The 6178-nt window shown below is 64.6% G+C and carries 4 protein-coding genes; all 4 read left to right on the top strand.

Features of this window, described 5'->3' with window-relative positions:
• Positions 1-735 (top strand): nitronate monooxygenase family protein (locus tag Q7U29_RS00495; RefSeq protein WP_304737305.1); only part of this gene is annotated, 735 nt, incomplete at its 5' end.
• 247 nt (positions 736-982) lie between these two features.
• Positions 983-1957, top strand: a complete 975-nt coding sequence (locus Q7U29_RS00490; protein WP_304737304.1) for a zinc-binding dehydrogenase — start codon at positions 983-985, stop codon at positions 1955-1957.
• Positions 1958-2195: 238 nt separating this feature from the next.
• Entirely contained in the window at positions 2196-3578 is a 1383-nt protein-coding gene (locus Q7U29_RS00485; RefSeq protein ID WP_304737303.1) for a cation diffusion facilitator family transporter, read from the top strand.
• Between the two features lie 218 nt (positions 3579-3796).
• The gene (locus tag Q7U29_RS00480) at positions 3797-6112 is read left to right on the top strand and encodes a PAS domain-containing sensor histidine kinase (RefSeq protein ID WP_304737301.1); all 2316 of its coding nucleotides are present in this window, start codon (positions 3797-3799) and stop codon (positions 6110-6112) included.
• Positions 6113-6178 lie beyond the last annotated feature (66 nt).

The following is a 6178-nucleotide window of genomic DNA, read 5'->3' as shown; positions in this document are numbered from 1 at the left end:
CAGGCCATCATCGAAAGCGGCATCAGGATCGTCGAGACCGCCGGCAACAAGCCGCAGGAACACGTCACCGAATTCAAGAAGCACGGCGTCATCGTGCTGCACAAATGCACCAGCGTCCGCCACGCGCTGTCGGCGGAGCGGATGGGCGTCGACGCCATCTCGATCGACGGGTTTGAATGCGCCGGCCATCCCGGCGAGGACGACACCCCCGGCCTGATCCTGATCCCGGCGGCCGCCGACAAGGTGAAGATTCCGATGATCGCCTCGGGCGGCTTCGCCGACGGCCGCGGCCTGGTCGCAGCCCTCGCGCTCGGCGCCGAGGGCATCAACATGGGCACACGATTCATGTGCACCAAGGAGAGCCCGATCCATCAACTGGTGAAGGAAAGGATCGTCGCCAATGACGAGCGGGAGACCGAACTGATCTTCCGCACCATGCGCAACACCTCGCGCGTCGCCAAAAACGCCATCAGCACCAAGGTGGTCGAGATGGAGAAGGCCGGCGCCAAGTTCGAGGATGTCCGCGAACTCGTCGCCGGCGCGCGGGGCAAAATGGTCTATGCGACCGGCGATGCCGACGAAGGTATCTGGTCGGCCGGACAGGTGCAGGGATTGATCCACGACATCCCGACCTGCGCCGAACTGGTGGGGCGCATCATGCACGACGCCGAAGCCATCATCCAGGGCCGGCTCGCAGGCATGATGTCCGGCAGCCATCGCCAGGCCGCCGAATAGGGTGCCGCTTGCTTCTCGCTTATCCTTCCTGCTTGCCAATTGGTACGGGTCTCGATGAATGACACAAACACCGCTGTCATCGCCCGGCTCGACCGGGCGACCCAGTATTCCAGAGACAGTCGTGTTCAACTGAGAAGCCGCGGCGTACTGGATCGCCCGGTCGAGCCGGGCGACGACAGTCTTGTTCTCGGCGCGACCGCGACCCTCCCTCACAAACGGGAGAGGGAGCAGAAAAGAGAGTAATCCCATGAAGGCCTATGTGTACGGCGCCAATGGCGCTGAAATCACCGACGTGGCGAAACCGGCGCCGAAAGCTCACCAGGTGCTGGTTCGCGTGCGCGCCTGCGGCCTCAACCGCGCCGACCTCGGCATGACCAAGGGCCATGTGCATGGCAGTGCCGGCGGAGCCGGCACCGTGCTCGGGATGGAATGGGCCGGCGAAGTCGCCGAACTCGGCCCCGACGCCAAGGGCGTCGTGGTCGGCGACCGGGTGATGGGCTCCGGCGGGGCTGCTTTCGCGGAATACACCCTGGCCGATCACGGCCGGCTGTTTCACATTCCCGCCAACGCCAATATGAGTTTCGAGGACGCGGCCACCCTGCCCGTCGCGCTTGCCACCATGCACAATGCGGTCGTCACCAATGGCGCGCTGCAGGCCGGCCAGTCCGTGCTGATCCAGGGCGCCAGTTCCGGCGTCGGCCTGATGGCGCTGCAGATTGCAAGACTCAAGGGCGCCAAAACCGTGATCGGCTCCTCGACCGACGCGACGCGGCGCGGACGCCTGAAGGAGTTCGGCGCCGACCTTGCGGTGGATTCCAGTGATCCCGGCTGGGTCGACCAGGTGTTGAAGGCGACGGATGGCGAAGGCGTCGACCTGATCGTCGACCAGATTTCGGGCCCGGTTGCCAACCAGAATCTCAAAGCCACCAAGGTCAAGGGCCGCATCGTCAATGTCGGCCGGCTCGGCGGCACCCACGGCGACTTCAATTTCGATCTGCACGCTGCGCGCCGGATCCATTACATCGGCGTCACCTTCCGCACCCGCTCGATCGAGGAAATCCGCGAGATATTTGCCGAGGTCCGCAGGGATATCTGGGACGCCGTGGAGTCGCGAAAACTGCAACTTCCGATCGACAAGGTGTTCGCCTTCGACGATATCGGCAAGGCGTTCGAACACATGGAAGCCAACAGGCACCTCGGCAAGATCGTGGTGACGTTGTAGATCTCGTAGGGTGGGCAAAGGCGCACTCTTCGCGCCGTGCCCACCATCCTTGTCTTGATCGAGATGGTGGGCACGCTTTTCGCCTTCGCTCGTTGAGCTACGGCGAGCCGCTTTGCCCACCCTACGCGCCGCTTCTAGAATCAGAATAATTCGCAATAATCCTTGCTGCGAGTGAATGGCGACTACACGAGCCGATCGGCGCTTTTAACCTGCATGCCGGGCTGCTACACGACAGCGCATGGCCCATCCCGTTCACAACGTCAAAGCCCGCGTCGCGGCGATTTCGATCTTCGCCAGCGCCGCCATGGCCGCCGCGAAACTCGCCGTCGGCATCACCATCGGCTCGCTGGCGCTGATCTCCGACGCGTTGCACAGCGTGATCGACATGGTGGCCACCATCATCACCTGGGCGGTGGTGCGGGTTTCGGACCAGCCGGCGGACGCCGAGCACCACTACGGCCATGGCAAGTTCGAGAGCCTTTCGGCGCTTGGCATCACCGCCCTGCTCTATGTGCTGGCGGGGGGCATTCTGGTCGAAGCCTGGAGCCGCCTGCGCGAGGGCGCGCCGCCGCCGACCATCTCGGCAATCCCCTTCATCGTGCTCGTGGTCGAGATCGCCGTGAACTTCTGGCGTGCCCGGGCGCTGCACCGTACCGCGCGCGAAACGCGCAGCCAGGCGCTCGCGGCCGATGCGCTGCATTTCGCCTCCGACATGTTCGGTTCCTTTGCCGTCATCGCCGGCCTCATCCTGGCCGGCCTCGGCTTCTGGTGGGGCGACGCGGCGGCCGCCATCGCGGTTGCCCTGATCATCGGCCTGCTCGGCGTGAGAATGACGCGTTCCACCGTGGAGACCCTGCTCGACCGCGCGCCCGAGGGCGTATCGGAGAAGGCCGACGCCGCGATCAGGACGGTTCCCGGCGTGGTCGACATCGAACGCGTGAGGGTGCGGATGGTCGGCTCGACGCACTTCATCGATGCCATCGTGCAGGTTCCCCGCACCTATCCGATCGACCGCGTCGAACAGATCAAGCGGATGGCGCAGCAGGCGGTCACCAGGGCGCTTGGTGACTCCGACCTGACCTTCACCGCGGTCCCGGTGGCGCGCAACAACGAGAGCGTGCGCGAGCGTATCATGGTGATCGCGCGCAATTCGGGCCTCGCCATCCACCATGTCACCGTGCACGATCTCGGCGGCAGGCTGACCGTCAGCATCGACCTCGAAGTCGACGGCGATATGCCGCTGACCGCGGCCCACGACATCGCCCATGGACTGGAGCGCAATATCCGCGACGAGTTCGGCGAGGACGTCGAGGTCGACACCCACATCGAGCCGCTGGAACCGGAACTGCCGCTGGGAACCGATGCAGCGCCGGACCGCGTCGAAACCATCAAGGCGGCGCTGTCGCGCTTTGCCGCCGACGGCGCCATCCACGACGTGCACAATGTGCGGGTCCGCAACACCGATGCCGGCGAGATCGTCAACTTCCACTGCCGCGCCGCGCCCTCGATGAGCGTGATCAAGGTTCATCAGAACGTCGACGAGATCGAGCGCGCGTTGCGCCGCGCCTTCCCCACCGTGAAGCGCGTCATCAGCCATGCCGAGCCGCCGCACGCGCGGTGAAATTCCGGCACGGCCGCGCGTTCTCCTTTCGGACTCACCGGCCCGGTAGAATTGCGGGCAAAATGGAGTCTCGATTCGCCGTTGGACAACATTTATTTCAATTAACGAATCGTTGACTCTCGACAGCCCGGCCAAACTGGATTCAAATCCCTGTGATTCGGAAGTGACTGGGGCCATCTCCGAATCGGTGCAGAAAAGTTCTCCGAGGGGGTCTAGGTATGGCGCGCGCACACGCGGCGAGCGCGTGCGTCCAATCCGATTCGATCAAGGGATTGGCGCAATCGATCGCGAAACCGGCCTACCATCGGCTGTTGGTCGCGGAGCCTGCGCTCCGCCGGGCGGTGCCCACCCTGATCATTGCCTTCCTGATCACGATCTGCCTCGGCGCATTCGTCCAGGTCGTCGATCAGAACCGGCAAAAGCGCGGGACACTCAAGCGCGAGCTGGCGGCGGTCGCCGATCTGCTCACCGAGCGCCTCGATCGCATCACCTCGGTCCGGCAGGATCGGGCCGCGACCATCGAGCGACTACAGAGCCTGCTGCCCGGCCTCATTCCGTCGTGGGGCGTCGCCGCCGGCCGCCACGTCATCGTTACCGGCGCCGACCAGCGGGTTCTCGCCCGCGTCCCGATCGAAACCGTGCTCGGCGATACCGCCGGCATTCTCGAGGCCATCAGCGCCGCGCTGGCGCTGAGCGGAACGTCGCAGCAAGGCAACGTCTCCGACATCGTGCTGCCGAACGGCAACGGCGCGCTGGCGATCCAGCGTGTGGTCAAATCGCTGCCCGGCCAGGTCATCATCATCCAGGAGAAGGTCGATTCGATCTGGCGATCGGACGCAGCACTGTCGGTGACGCTTTCCGCCACCACCGGCTTCGTGGTGCTGATCCTCGGCTTTGCATTCCACTGGCAGTCGACCCGCGCGCGCGAGGGCGATCTGATCAATGACGCGGTGCGCGGCCGGATCGATACCGCGCTCAATCGCGGGCGCTGCGGATTGTGGGACTGGGACCTGTCGCGCGGCCGGATTTTCTGGTCGCAATCGATGTTCACCATGCTGGGACTCGACACCCGCAATGATCTTCTGACCTTCGGCGAGGTCAACGCGCTGGTGAAATCCGACGACATCGACCTGTTCGCCATCGGCGACCAGCTGATCTCCGGCAAGATCGACCACATCGACCAGAGCTTCCGGATGCAGCACGCCAACGGCCACTGGATCTGGCTGCGGGTGCGCTGCGAGCTCAGCCAGGGCCAGGGCCCGAGTCAGGGCGATGCCGGCCTGCATTTGATCGGCATTGCCGTCGACATCACCGAGCAGAAGAGCCTCGCCGAGCGAACCGTGGAGGCCGATCTGCGGCTGCGCGATGCGATCGAAACCATCCCGGAAGCGTTCGTGCTGTGGGACGCGGAAGACCGCCTGGTACTCTGCAATTCGCACTTCCAGCGCCTGCACCGGCTGCCCGATACGGCCGTGACGCCGGGCACGTCCTATGAAACCGTGATCGAAGTAGGCTCGATGCCGGAAGTCCGCACCCGGCTGCACGAAAACGCCAGCCTGGCGCCGGGCGCGCGCACCTTCGAGGCGCAACTGGATGACGGCAACTGGCTGCACATCAGCGAGCGCCGCACCAAGGATGGCGGCTACGTTTCGGTCGGCACCGACATTACCCGCATCAAGGAGCACGAGCAGAAGCTGGTCGACAACGACCTTCGCCTGCGCGCCACCGTGATCGATCTGAAACGGTCACAGGTCGAACTCGCCGATCTCGCCGAAAAATACTCTGACGAAAAGAACCGCGCCGAGGAAGCCAACCAGACCAAGTCGAAGTTCCTGGCCAATATGAGCCACGAGCTGCGCACGCCGCTCAATGCCATCATCGGGTTTTCCGAGATCATGGAAAGCGGCATGTTCGGCACGCTCGGCTCGGAAAAATACCAGGAATACTGCCACGACATTCTCACCAGCGGGCACTATCTGCTCGACGTCATCAACGACATCCTCGACATGTCGAAGATCGAGGCCGGCCGCATGAAGCTCGACATGGAGCAGCTCGATTTGTCGAAGACGCTGGCGGAGTCGCTGCGGGTGGTGTCCGGGCGCGCCGACGACAAGCGCCTGAAGCTCGACGCCGATATCGACGGCAGCATTTCCGTGGTGGCCGATCGCCGCGCGGTCAAGCAGATCATCGTCAACCTGCTGTCCAATGCGGTCAAGTTCACCCCCGACGGCGGCAAGGTGGTGGTGCGAAGCCGGCTGCTCGCCGATTCCATCGTGCTGATGATCGCCGACACCGGCATCGGCATCGCGCCGCACTCGCTGCAGAAGCTGGGCCGGCCGTTCGAGCAGGTCGAGAGCCAGCTGACAAAGACCTATCACGGCTCCGGACTGGGGCTGGCGATCGCGCGGTCGCTGACCAACCTGCATGGCGGCTCGATGAAGCTGCGCTCGAAACTCGGCACCGGCACCGTGGTCTGCGTCTCGCTGCCGCGCGACGCCCGCAAGGCCAGGACGAAGATGTCGGTGGCGGCGTAGGCAATCAGCCCCGCTCCCTCATGGTGAGGAGTGCGTCCGGGCTGCGCGCCTGCGCTGCCCGGCGCA

The sequence above is a fragment of the Bradyrhizobium sp. genome, from assembly GCF_030654605.1.
In the GTDB taxonomy this organism is placed as follows: Bacteria; Pseudomonadota; Alphaproteobacteria; order Rhizobiales; family Xanthobacteraceae; genus Bradyrhizobium.
This window is presented reverse-complemented; position numbering and strand designations above follow the sequence as displayed.

What these genes read in the sequence shown, in the direction of transcription:
- Q7U29_RS00480 (WP_304737301.1), top strand. Translation starts at nt 3,797, where the DNA reads ATGGCGCGCGCACACGCGGCGAGCGCGTGCGTCCAATCCGATTCGATC.
- Q7U29_RS00485 (WP_304737303.1), top strand. Translation starts at nt 2,196, where the DNA reads ATGGCCCATCCCGTTCACAACGTCAAAGCCCGCGTCGCGGCGATTTCG.
- Q7U29_RS00490 (WP_304737304.1), top strand. Translation starts at nt 983, where the DNA reads ATGAAGGCCTATGTGTACGGCGCCAATGGCGCTGAAATCACCGACGTG.